This window comes from Hafnia sp. HMSC23F03 (genome assembly GCF_001816025.1).
Classification (GTDB): Bacteria; Pseudomonadota; Gammaproteobacteria; order Enterobacterales; family Enterobacteriaceae; genus Hafnia; species Hafnia paralvei.
Window position 1 is genome coordinate 82,699 of sequence record NZ_KV824246.1, and the last position, 11,421, is coordinate 94,119.

Genomic DNA, 11,421 nt, shown 5'->3' on the forward strand with positions numbered 1-11,421 from the left:
CAAATAGCACCCCCACCATAAATCTCACATTTAAAATTTAAAATCGATTTTTAAAAACGATTTTGTTTAAAATCCTTTTGCTTTTTTTTGTTTTTCACCGAATCACTATGATAACCATCACACTAACCGGGTATTAAATCACGTAGATTTTTCTCATGAGGTGACAGCGATGATTTTAAAAGAAGAACGACAAAAAAAGATCATAAGCATTTTAAACAATGATGGATTTGTAAAGGTCACGCAGCTAGCGGACCAACTCTCTGTTACGAAAGAAACCATCCGCGCCGATCTTAATTTTCTTGCTAAAAAAGGAATACTAACTCGATGTCACGGTGGTGCTTTTCTAGAGTTCTCATCACTAGAAAAACTCGCCATAAAAGAAATGATTCAATATTTAGAGTGTGTAGATAGCTCTAAGAAAACTTCGGATGAATATATGACGACTAGCAAAATATGTGTTTTGGGTTCTTTTAATGTGGATATGATTAGCTATCTCCCACGACTTCCTGTCGCTGGTGAATCGCTGCTAACCAATAAATTTATTTTTTCTCCTGGAGGAAAAGGAGCCAACCAAGCATTAGCGGCAAGTTTTTCAAATTCGCAGGTTCATTTCATAACTAAAATAGGCCATGACCAGTTCAGTGATTTTGCTCTAAATTATATATCATCATCAAGAATAACATCATCCTGTATTTATAGGACTGATAGCAATCAAACAGGAACTGCGTCAATTTTTGTCTCAGAAGACACTGGTGACAATATGATATCCATTTTCCCCGGCGCTAACATGGATATCACAAAGGATGAGGTTCGCCTACAAACGGATAAAATAATAAACGCTTCAGTCATCCTTATTCAACTTGAAACCAACATTGAAGCACTAAGGGAAATCATTAACATCGGCACTAGCCATAATATTCCAATAATACTGAACCCTGCACCTTATAACGAAGTTTCTTTATCCATCATGAAGGATATTTATTTATTAACGCCTAATGAAACCGAGGCAAGTTTGATTTCAGGCGTGACAATTACCGATATTAAATCGGCCAAAGAAGCCGCTATATTGATCCACCAACTTGGTGTTCAGAAAGTGGTTATAACACTGGGAAAAAATGGCGCAATTGCCTATGACGGAAAAGAATGCATCCACTCGCCCGCTTATTTATCTATTGTCAAAAATACAGCGGGCGCTGGTGATGCATTCAATGGTGCATTATCAGCATCGCTAGCGCGAGGAGAATCATTGAAATATGCCTTACAGTATGCTTCGGCATTCGCTTCACTGGCTGTAGAAACAGAGAATGCTTCCGACATGCCAGAGCATACAAAAGTTATGGCCAGAATTCGACAAAGTCGATATGCCCAATCTTATATTTAAATAATCATTACTGTTGAGGCACTCAAATGAAAATCATGTTTATTGGTGAATCTTGGCATATTCATATGATTCACTCCAAAGGTTACGATAGCTTTACTTCTAGTAAATATGAAGAAGGAGCTACTTTTCTTTTAGATTGCTTAAGAAAAAGAAATATTACTATTGATTATATTCCAGCTCATGTTGTGCAGACTCAATTTCCGAAAACACTTGAAGAGCTGAATAAGTATGACGCGATAGTTATTAGTGATATCGGCAGCAATACATTTTTGTTGCAAAATGAAACTTTCTACACTCTTAAAATAATCCCTAATGCATTATCACTCATTAAAGAATATGTTGCTCAAGGCGGCGGACTTCTTATGATAGGTGGATATTTATCCTTCATGGGAATTGAGGGCAAAGCCAATTATAAAAACACTATTTTAAGTGAGGTCCTTCCAATCCAAATGTTGGATTATGATGATAGAGTCGAAACACCAGAGGGAATTACCCCAAACATAAAAAATCCTGAACATGCCGTTGTAAAAGATATAAATAACTGGCCTATTTTCCTTGGTTATAACAAAACAGTTGAAAAAGAAAATACGGATGTTGTTGCAACAATCGGCGGAGATCCGCTCTTAGTTTTTGGTCAATACTCAAAAGGGAAAACGGCGTGTTTCACCAGTGATTGCTCTCCTCATTGGGGAAGCAAACAGTTTATGGCTTGGGAATACTATGATGAACTGTGGGTAAGAATCTTAACTAACATATCTCGATAAAAATATAACTCACAACGGTGTGATAAAATCTCACCGTTGCTCACTATTGATTCAAATCATCACAACATAAATATTATTAGGATGAAATCAAATGAGTTCAATAAAAAAATTAACGACACCACTACTGATGGCCGCAACAATACTGGCGGGAATGCTTTCTCCAATGCAATCCGCAGTCAATGGTAAGCTCGGTGAATTTTTACAAGATGGCAATGCCAGCGCAGTTATTTCATTTGGCAGCGGCCTAATATTGATGTTTGTTGTTATTCTATCCCGTAGCAGTACGCGAAAACAATTTCTGAGTATCCCTACCCTAATAAAAAATAGAACAATACCATTATGGAATTGGTTTGCTGGGTTGTGCGGAGCCATGGTGGTATTTTCTGAAGGCGCATCTGCCAGCGCCTTAGGCGTTGCTACATTCCAAACTGCGTTGATATGTGCATTGCTAATATCTGGATTATTATGCGATAGATTTGGCATTGGCGTCGATGAGAAAAAATATTTCTCCCCCGCACGTATTTTGGGTGCGGTATTTGCCGCAATTGCTACCGTATTAGTAGTATCACCTCAATGGCATACTCCCTCTTTCTTAGCATTGGCTGTTTTACCGTTTCTCGCAGGATTATTAGCCGGTTGGCAACCTGCTGGTAACTTAAAAGTTTCAGAAGCAACGGGCTCCATGCTGGTCTCTATTACGTGGAACTTTATCGTTGGGTTTACTGTTTTAACCGTTGCATTGCTTATACGCATCTGGGCTGGGCATGTTTCTTTCTTCTTACCACATGATTGGTACATGTACTTAGGTGGGCCTTTAGGACTTCTTTCCATTGCATTAATGGCATTACTGGTTCGAGGACTCGGTTTACTGATGCTTGGCGTTGCCTCAACGGCAGGACAGCTTTTAGGATCATTAATTATCGATATCCCTCTGGGCAACCATATCTATTTTGTGACGTTACTTGGGACTGTATTTGCACTCATAGGTGCCATTATTACCACTCTCCCTGAACGCAAAAAAACGCTTATTAATTGTTCGGAGGGAAAGTAAATGAAAGGCTATCTTCAAACTGTTACTGGATTAGTCAGAAAAGAGGATATGGGACTGACATTACCCCATGAGCATTTATTCAACGATCTATCCTCCGTCGTGGATGAGCCCTTCTATCCTTTCTCTCCACTTTTGGCACAGCAAAAGGTTGCACCCAATATGCAATGGGGGCTGAAGTTTGATCCCTATTGCTGTACAGATAATATGGTGCAGAAAGACATCGATGATGTCATTTTCGAAATTAACAATTTTCAGAGTTTAGGCGGGAGAACAATTGTTGATGCAACAGGTTCAAAAGCCATAGGACGTAATGCTGAAAATTTGCGCACTGTCGCGCAAATAACAGGTATGAATATCGTTGCATCAACTGGGCTTTATTTAGAGAAGTTTGAATCGAGGCGCGTCAGTGAAGATATTGATAAGTTAGCTCGTTTTCTCGAAAACGAATTAAGTATCGGCATTGAGGAGACAGGAATCAAAGCCGGCATGATTGGTGAGATTGGCGTTTCACCTCATTTCACTTTAGGTGAAAAAAATAGCCTACGGGCGGCGTCATTAGCTCAACGTAATCAGCCTCACATCGCCATGAATATACATATGCCAGGCTGGGAGAGACGTGGAGATGAAGTACTCGACCTCGTCATTACCGAAATGGGGGTTTCACCAAACAAAGTTTCCTTGGCACATTCAGACCCTTCAGGCGAAGACCTAGATTATCAGCGTCGTCTACTCGACCGTGGCGTCTGGCTTGAGTTCGATATGATTGGGCTGGATATTTCGTTCCCTAAAGAAGGCATTGCACCCACGGTAAACGACACAGTTAATGCTGTTTATCGACTCATTCAATTAGGCTACCAAGATCAGTTAGTATTCAGCCACGATGTGTTTTTAAAGCAGATGTGGGCAAAGAATGGCGGTAATGGCTGGGGATTTGTACCTAACGTATTCCTTGCACTATTAGCCCAGAAAGGGGTTGCCCCACACATTATCCGGCAACTCTGCGTTGATAATCCGGCTAATTTATTGACGTAACCAGTTAAGGATAAAACCACCACCCACCAGTCTTACTAAAATATTTCCCACTCAAGTGAGACTGGCTGGGTGGCTAGTCGGATCGCAATGCCAATGTTTACGCGGCAGCGGTTTTATCTACGCGCGATTATAAATCTGCGCCTGAAGTCTTAAACGTAAGATATGCCATTGACACCATCAGATACCCACAGCATTTGTGCGGAACCGCTGAACCCTCTATAATGCCCGCCTTCACTGTACCTGCGGGTACAGACTGACTTGTGATCAGACCTTTAAAGAGAAATACAAACCTATGTTTACTCCGGAATTACTCTCTCCGGCCGGTACGCTGAAAAACATGCGTTATGCGTTCGCCTATGGCGCAGATGCAGTTTATGCCGGTCAGCCTCGTTACAGCCTGCGTGTGCGTAACAACGAATTCAACCATGAGAATCTGGCTCAGGGCATCAATGAAGCTCACGCTCTGGGGAAAAAGTTCTATGTGGTGGTGAATATTGCACCACACAATGCCAAATTGAAAACCTTCCTGCGTGACCTAAAGCCCGTCATTGAGATGGGGCCTGACGCGCTGATTATGTCAGACCCTGGCTTGATTTCGATGGTGCGCGAAGCTTTCCCCGAGATGGCGATTCACCTTTCCGTGCAGGCCAACGCGGTTAACTGGGCGACGGTGAAATTCTGGAAACAAATGGGACTAACCCGCGTGATCTTGTCGCGCGAACTTTCTCTGGAAGAAATTGAAGAGATCCGCCAGCAGGTTCCTGATATGGAGCTGGAAATCTTCGTGCACGGCGCATTATGCATGGCCTACTCTGGCCGCTGCCTGCTGTCGGGCTATATCAATAAGCGCGATCCCAATCAGGGAACCTGTACTAACGCCTGCCGCTGGGAATACAAAGTACAGGAAGGCAAAGAAGACGCCGTTGGCAATATCGTACACGTCCACGAACCAATCCCTGTGACCGAAGTACCGGCAGTTGAACCCACGCTGGGTATCGGTGCGCCGACGGACAAAGTGTTTATGCTGGAAGAAGCAATGCGCCCTGGTGAATACATGAGTGCGTTTGAGGACGAACACGGCACTTACATCATGAACTCCAAAGATCTGCGGGCTATCCAACACGTTGAACGCTTGACTCAGATGGGTGTTCATTCGCTGAAAATCGAAGGCCGTACTAAATCTTTCTATTACGTTGCACGTACCGCTCAGGTCTATCGCCGTGCAATTGATGATGCTGTTGCAGGTAAACCTTTCGACCCAACGTTGCTGACGACACTAGAAGCACTGGCGCATCGTGGCTATACCGAAGGTTTCTTACGTCGCCATGTACATGAAGATCAGCAAAATTATGACTATGGTTACTCCGTCTCTGATAGCCAGCAGTTTGTTGGTGAGCTTACCGGCGTCCGCCGTGATGGTTATGCAGAAGTCGTGGTGAAGAATAAGTTCTCACTCGGAGACAGTGTTGAGATGATGACGCCAAAAGGCAATATTCACTTCACATTGGAAGCCATGCAGAACAAGAAAGGCGAGCCGACCGATGTCGCGCCAGGAAATGGGCATATCGTTTACATCCCTGTACCTGAGGATTTAGATTTGGAGTTCGCGCTGCTAATGCGTAATTTGCAAGGCACGGATACTCGTAATCCGCACTCTGCTTCATAATACTCATCTAGGCGTAGCTGATTCTTAAAAAGCTGCGCTTCTTTATCTATTTTTTGTCATTAATATTTCGAATATAAGATTAAGATCACACTTAATCTTATCTCATATCGATATTATTGAGTGGCAAAAAGATATAACGAAAAAGCAATACTAGGAACCACCTCCTTGCCAGCCCAATCTCCCTTGGGCTGGTTTTCTTTTTTGTACAAATACTCTCACCCCTAAACTCTCCTTTATAAAAACAATTCCCACCAACTCAAAGAAATCAAATAAAATCGTTAAAAATCAATAATAAAACAGATTTAATTCGTTTTGCATTTAGTTAATTTCGTTAAGTGATTTATTATTATGATTAACCATAAGAAAAAAACAGCTGAATAGGAGTATATATCATCAACATGATGATTCATAATTTCCCAGACGATTAACCCTCCCATTAATTAATTAAAAACACGCATAATCTATTTAGCCAATGCCTTTATTTCTACAGACTGAAACCTTTCAGCTTGAGAAAGTCCTCTATATTTACCAATGAGAGCGGTTTCATTATTATTTATTAATATGAATAATTTTATCGGTAAACCATAAGAACCATCTATGTTATAACAATGTAAGTATTAATATTTTTACCCGTTTCAGGAGATCACTCATGCATCAACAACACTCCGCGCTCATCATCTTGAATGGTAAAGGTGCTGGAAATGAGGAAGTACGCGAAGCAATTGATGGGCTGCGTACTGCAGGTCATACGCTACATGTTCGCGTCACTTGGGAGCACGGTGATGCGAAGCGCTATGTGGCTGAAGCTGTTGAGCTTGGCGTTGAAACCCTTGTGGCTGGCGGTGGCGATGGCACTATTAACGAGGTCTCTGATGCGCTAAGTCAGCATAGTGAATCATCGCGTCCTGTATTAGCCGTATTACCACTCGGTACTGCCAATGATTTTGCGACTGCCTGCTTAATTCCAGAAAATCCGCAGTCTGCACTTCAGCTCGCTTTACAGGGACGAGCAGTCCCCATCGACTTCGCCCGTGTCAATGGAAAGCGCGTCTTCATCAACATGGCGACGGGGGGATTTGGTACCAAAATCACGACTGAAACCCCTGAAAAATTGAAATCAGTGCTCGGTGGAGCCTCCTACTTCCTACACGGCATCTTACGCATGGATACGCTAAAAGCGGATTTCTGCCAAATATCCGGCCCTAACTTCAACTGGGAAGGAAAAGCACTGATTGTCGCTGTCGGCAATGGTCGTCAGGCCGGAGGTGGACAACCGCTGTGTCCAGAAGCACGCATTAACGATGGAAAACTCGAACTACGCGTACTCACTTCTGACGAGTTATTACCGGCACTTCTTGAAAGCTTACTCAAGGGCGAAAGCAATAAAAATGTCATCGAAGCCTCACTACCTTGGCTGGAGATCAGTGCACCTCACGACATGACACTCAATCTAGACGGCGAGCCGCTAAGCGCCAAACAGTTCCGCATTGAAATTGAACCCGACGCAATAAACCTTCGCCTTCCTCCAAACTGCCCGTTAATCGGATAAGTTAATACGATTTATTGACTCCGCAGCGCTCTCCTTCTAGGGGAGCGCTCTCTCTTTGCATCACCACAGTCCCTCCGTGAGCCCTCCTTTCTCATCAAAAAACGTGATCTCCGCGTGCACTTTTTGAACTAAATACTTGTATGGTAGTTATATCAGATCTATGTTTCCGACATCGAAACGCTCGCAAAGCAAGTCCAGAAAACAGTGGTGAGGGAGTTCAAAATGAAGATCGTTAAGGCCGAAGTATTCGTAACTTGTCCAGGACGTAATTTTGTCACGGTAAAAATCACTACCGATCAAGGACTCACAGGCATCGGCGATGCAACGCTCAACGGCCGCGAATTGCCGGTAGCGTCTTATTTACAAGATCATGTTTGCCCGCAGTTGATCGGCCGTGATGCTCACCGGATCGAAGATATCTGGCAGTTTTTCTACAAAGGTGCCTACTGGCGCCGTGGCCCTGTAACGATGTCCGCGATTTCTGCCGTCGATATGGCGCTGTGGGATATCAAAGCCAAAGCCGCCAATATGCCGCTATATCAGTTACTTGGCGGGGCATCTCGCGAAGGCGTCATGGTTTACTGCCACACGACCGGCCACTCGATTGATGACGTACTTGAAGATTATGCCAAGCACAAAGAGATGGGATTCAAAGCTATTCGCGTCCAGTGTGGCGTTCCAGGAATGAAAACCACCTACGGCATGTCAAAAGGAAAAGGGTTAGCCTACGAACCGGCAACCAAAGGAAACTGGCCGGAAGAGCAACTGTGGTCAACAGAAAAATATCTCGATTTCACACCGAAACTATTTGAAGCCGTGCGCTCTCGATTTGGCTTTGAAGAACATCTGCTGCACGACATGCACCATCGTTTAACGCCTATTGAAGCAGCGCGCTTTGGTAAAAGCATCGAGGATTACCGCCTCTTCTGGATGGAAGATCCTACCCCCGCAGAAAACCAAGAGAGCTTCCGTCTCATTCGTCAGCACACCGTCACCCCGATTGCCGTTGGTGAGGTCTTCAACAGCATTTGGGACTGCAAACAGTTGATCGAAGAGCAGCTAATCGATTATATCCGCGCCACGATTACCCACGCCGGTGGCATTACCGGTATGCGCCGTATCGCAGATTTCGCCTCACTGTACCAAGTTCGTACCGGCTCGCATGGCCCTTCTGATTTGTCGCCAATCTGTATGGCTGCGGCACTGCACTTTGATCTCTGGGTACCTAACTTCGGTGTTCAGGAATACATGGGATATTCCGAGCAAATGCTGGAAGTCTTCCCACATAGCTGGACATTCGACAACGGTTACATGCACCCAGGGGAGAAACCCGGTTTAGGCATCGAATTCGATGAAAAACTGGCCGCCAAATATCCGTATGAACCGGCATATTTACCGGTCGCTCGCTTAGAAGACGGCACTCTGTGGAACTGGTAAATAAGAGGACTTATTGATGAAAAGCGTTGTAATACAGCAGCCAGAACAATTAGCGATCGAAGATCGTCCGATCCCCCAGCCACAGGCAGGAGAAGTACGTATCCGCGTATGTAGTGCGGGGATCTGCGGCTCAGACGTACATATTTTTCGTGGGCATAATCCGTTCGCCAAATATCCTCGTGTTATTGGTCATGAATTTTTTGGCATCATTGATGCCGTTGGCGAAGGCGTAGAAAACACACGCATCGGTGAACGCGTGGTTGCCGATCCGGTTGTTAACTGTGGTCATTGCTATCCCTGTTCTATTGGGCGACCGAACGTCTGTACCGAGTTGCAGGTGATCGGCGTCCACCGCGACGGTGGCTTTAGCGAATATGCCTGTGTCCCCGCCCGCAATGCATATTTAGTGCCCATCCGCATTCCCGATGCGGAAGCCACGATGATTGAACCGTTCTCTATTGCAGCAAACATATGTGCGCAGGTTAAGCCGCAACCTAATGATATTGCACTGGTTTACGGCGCGGGGCCAATGGGGCTGACCGTCATACAAGCCCTGCGCGGCGTTTATGGCGTAGCAAAAATTATCGTAGCCGATCGTATTTCAGAGCGTCTGCAAATGGCGCAAGACAACGGAGCCGATCGCCTAATAAACAACACCAATGTCGATGTCTCGGACGTATTAGCACAGGAAAATATCCGCCCAACATTAATTATTGATGCCGCATGCCATCCGTCGATTTTGCCTCAGGCTATTGCGTTGGCCTCACCTGCCGCACGTATCGGCATCATGGGGTTCTCATCCGAACCATGCGTACTGAATCAACAAAGTATCACCAGTAAGGAAATCGCGATCTTCAGCTCACGCCTAAACAGCGCACGTTTTCCACAGGTCATTGAGTGGATGACGGAGAAAAAAATTCATCCAGAAAAGCTGATTACCCATAGCTTCCCGCTTGAACAAGTTAGAGATGCATTAGTGCTGTTTGAACAAGATCAGAAAACCTGCTGCAAAGTACTTTTAAGTTTTCATCAGTAAGTCAGAGCGACTAATCCGTTAAATGCGAACCCGCTAAATGCGTGCCCCATAGGTGGCACGCGCCCTACAACATAATAATAACTGCGTGGAGTACTTATGTTTAAGAACTTGCGTTGGACAATCGTTTTTTTGTTATTTTTAGTTTACATGATCAACTACTTAGATCGTGTCGCACTTTCCATTACATTGCCGATGATCGAACAAGATCTCTCGCTCAATGCTGAACAGTTCGGGATTATTTTTGGCAGTTTCTTCTTTGGGTACGCCGTATTTAATTTTATCGGTGGCCTTGCAGTAGACAAATTCGGGCCTATGCTGGTGCTCGGCGTCGCGGTTGGTTTGTGGTCAATATTCTGCGGCTTCACCGCCCTCGCCTCTGGTTTCTATTCCATGCTGATCCTTCGTGTACTTTTCGGCATGGCTGAAGGCCCGATTTGTTCATCAGCTAACAAAATGATCAACGGTTGGTTTCCTCGCAAACAGGCTGCAACCGCAATGGGATTACTCAGTGCCGGTTCTCCCTTGGGTGGCGCAGTCGCTGGCCCAATTGTCGGCTATCTGGCACTGGCCTTCGGTTGGCGTCCTGCATTTATGATCATCTGCGCTATCGGCATTGTCTGGATGCTAATCTGGTTCTTCGTGGTATCCGATTCTCCAGAGAAAAGCCGTCACGCCAGCCAAGCTGAACGCGCGTTAATTGCACAGCAGAAACACGAAGAAGCCACAACGGACACCAACCAGCAGCCCGGCCATTCGCTCATGTTCTATATGAAGCAGCCAATTATTCTGGTCACCGCTTTTGCTTTCTTTTGCTACAACTACATCTTGTTCTTCTTCCTAAGCTGGTTTCCCTCTTATCTGGTTCAGGCGCACGGCCTGAACATCAAAGAGATGAGCATTACCACCGTTATTCCGTGGATCGTCGGCTTCATTGGATTAGCGTTGGGCGGCATCATTTCTGACAAAATTTACCGTATGACGGGCAAGTTGCTGCTTTCACGCAAAATTGTGCTGGTTGTGTGTCTACTCGCATCCGCTATCTGTGTCGCGCTGGCTGGAACCGTCACTCAGGTTATACCGGCCGTGATACTGATGTCGGTTTCCATTTTCTTCCTATACGTCACCGGTTCGATTTACTGGGCGATTATTCAAGACGTGGTGCATAAATCACGTATCGGTGGTGCCAGCGGCTTTATTCATCTTATCGGCAGCATATCCGGCATTGTGGGGCCAATCGTGACCGGGTTTATCGTGCAAAACACCGGTAAATTCGATAGCGCATTTATTCTGGCGGGTGGTGTCGCCGCGCTCGGCGCAATTTTAGTGCTGTTTGTTATCCGGCCTTCACGTTCTGAACCGGAATTAGCCGCTCATATTTAGCAGCCAAGTTTAAAAGCCTGTGTAGATAAATATCCGCGTTTATCTATACCCTAAATAATTCAAGTTGTATTGAGGCGGCAAGTGTGCGAGCCCCGATGAGCTTACTCTAGTCAGTGATTCGGGTA

9 protein-coding genes are annotated in these 11,421 nt (G+C 45.0%); all 9 read left to right on the forward strand.

Features of this window, described 5'->3' with window-relative positions; translation table 11 throughout:
- Nucleotides 1-169 precede the first annotated feature (169 nt).
- The 9 genes from HMPREF3091_RS21400 to HMPREF3091_RS21440 all read left to right on the forward strand — a co-directional run bounded on the left by HMPREF3091_RS21400 (nt 170) and on the right by HMPREF3091_RS21440 (nt 11,296).
- Nucleotides 170-1,381, forward strand: a complete 1,212-nt coding sequence (locus HMPREF3091_RS21400; protein WP_004091894.1) for a PfkB family carbohydrate kinase — start codon at nt 170-172, stop codon at nt 1,379-1,381.
- A 26-nt stretch (nt 1,382-1,407) separates the two neighbouring features.
- Nucleotides 1,408-2,145, forward strand: a complete 738-nt coding sequence (locus HMPREF3091_RS21405; RefSeq protein ID WP_070718926.1) for a glutamine amidotransferase — start codon at nt 1,408-1,410, stop codon at nt 2,143-2,145.
- 91 nt (nt 2,146-2,236) lie between these two features.
- Nucleotides 2,237-3,196, forward strand: a complete 960-nt coding sequence (locus HMPREF3091_RS21410) for a DMT family transporter (RefSeq protein ID WP_070718928.1) — start codon at nt 2,237-2,239, stop codon at nt 3,194-3,196.
- A complete protein-coding gene (locus tag HMPREF3091_RS21415) occupies nt 3,197-4,228 on the forward strand; it encodes a phosphotriesterase family protein (RefSeq protein WP_070718932.1) in 1,032 nt (343 codons plus the stop codon).
- Between the two features lie 292 nt (nt 4,229-4,520).
- A complete protein-coding gene (yegQ, locus tag HMPREF3091_RS21420) occupies nt 4,521-5,894 on the forward strand; it encodes a prephenate-dependent tRNA uridine(34) hydroxylase TrhP (RefSeq protein ID WP_004091889.1) in 1,374 nt (457 codons plus the stop codon).
- Nucleotides 5,895-6,543: 649 nt separating this feature from the next.
- A complete protein-coding gene (gene yegS / locus HMPREF3091_RS21425; protein WP_004091888.1) occupies nt 6,544-7,443 on the forward strand; it encodes a lipid kinase YegS in 900 nt (299 codons plus the stop codon).
- 222 nt (nt 7,444-7,665) lie between these two features.
- A complete protein-coding gene (gene manD, locus HMPREF3091_RS21430; protein WP_070718933.1) occupies nt 7,666-8,880 on the forward strand; it encodes a D-mannonate dehydratase ManD in 1,215 nt (404 codons plus the stop codon).
- Nucleotides 8,881-8,896: 16 nt separating this feature from the next.
- The gene (locus HMPREF3091_RS21435; RefSeq protein ID WP_070718936.1) at nt 8,897-9,916 is read left to right on the forward strand and encodes a Zn-dependent oxidoreductase; all 1,020 of its coding nucleotides are present in this window, start codon (nt 8,897-8,899) and stop codon (nt 9,914-9,916) included.
- A 96-nt stretch (nt 9,917-10,012) separates the two neighbouring features.
- Entirely contained in the window at nt 10,013-11,296 is a 1,284-nt protein-coding gene (locus HMPREF3091_RS21440; RefSeq protein WP_004091883.1) for an MFS transporter, read from the forward strand.
- Nucleotides 11,297-11,421 lie beyond the last annotated feature (125 nt).

What these genes read in the sequence shown, in the direction of transcription:
- HMPREF3091_RS21415 (WP_070718932.1), top strand. Translation starts at nt 3,197, where the DNA reads ATGAAAGGCTATCTTCAAACTGTTACTGGATTAGTCAGAAAAGAGGAT.
- yegS (WP_004091888.1), top strand. Translation starts at nt 6,544, where the DNA reads ATGCATCAACAACACTCCGCGCTCATCATCTTGAATGGTAAAGGTGCT.
- HMPREF3091_RS21405 (WP_070718926.1), top strand. Translation starts at nt 1,408, where the DNA reads ATGAAAATCATGTTTATTGGTGAATCTTGGCATATTCATATGATTCAC.
- HMPREF3091_RS21410 (WP_070718928.1), top strand. Translation starts at nt 2,237, where the DNA reads ATGAGTTCAATAAAAAAATTAACGACACCACTACTGATGGCCGCAACA.
- yegQ (WP_004091889.1), top strand. Translation starts at nt 4,521, where the DNA reads ATGTTTACTCCGGAATTACTCTCTCCGGCCGGTACGCTGAAAAACATG.
- HMPREF3091_RS21400 (WP_004091894.1), top strand. Translation starts at nt 170, where the DNA reads ATGATTTTAAAAGAAGAACGACAAAAAAAGATCATAAGCATTTTAAAC.
- HMPREF3091_RS21440 (WP_004091883.1), top strand. Translation starts at nt 10,013, where the DNA reads ATGTTTAAGAACTTGCGTTGGACAATCGTTTTTTTGTTATTTTTAGTT.
- HMPREF3091_RS21435 (WP_070718936.1), top strand. Translation starts at nt 8,897, where the DNA reads ATGAAAAGCGTTGTAATACAGCAGCCAGAACAATTAGCGATCGAAGAT.
- manD (WP_070718933.1), top strand. Translation starts at nt 7,666, where the DNA reads ATGAAGATCGTTAAGGCCGAAGTATTCGTAACTTGTCCAGGACGTAAT.